General features: G+C 63.6%; 1 protein-coding gene. It reads right to left on the minus strand.

The features are described 5' to 3' along the window. Positions 1-140: 140 nt before the first annotated feature. The coding region (locus tag RG959_RS23935) for a hypothetical protein (RefSeq protein WP_342799288.1) at positions 141-332 on the minus strand (192 nt) is incomplete at its 5' end.

Here is a 332-nt window from a genome sequence, read left to right on the forward strand (position 1 = left end):
GGCGGGCACAGGTCGGGGTTCTGGGCGCAGACAGCTTTGTTGGCATCCTGCGCCATCAGGGGCAGCGGCTGGAAAGTGGAAAGCGCGACCGACAGCGCAGCCGTGGTCGTCATAAGACGGCTCTTCATCGGAAAATCCTTTCATCCTTGATCCGGGTTGTGGCGGCCGGACCTTTCATGCTGCTTGAGAACCGTCTGCCCCTGTTTTCGTTCCGTCCGGCGCAGCGACAGGCGGACAGATGCCAGTCCTGGACCGGCGCCCGGAGGGCCTTTGCCGGCGGAATGAAAAAAGCCGCCGCCCAATCGGGCGGCGGCAGGAGTAAGGCTTCTGAG

The organism is Domibacillus sp. 8LH, assembly GCF_038806185.1.
In the GTDB taxonomy this organism is placed as follows: domain Bacteria; phylum Bacillota; class Bacilli; order Bacillales; family Domibacillaceae; genus Domibacillus; species Domibacillus indicus_A.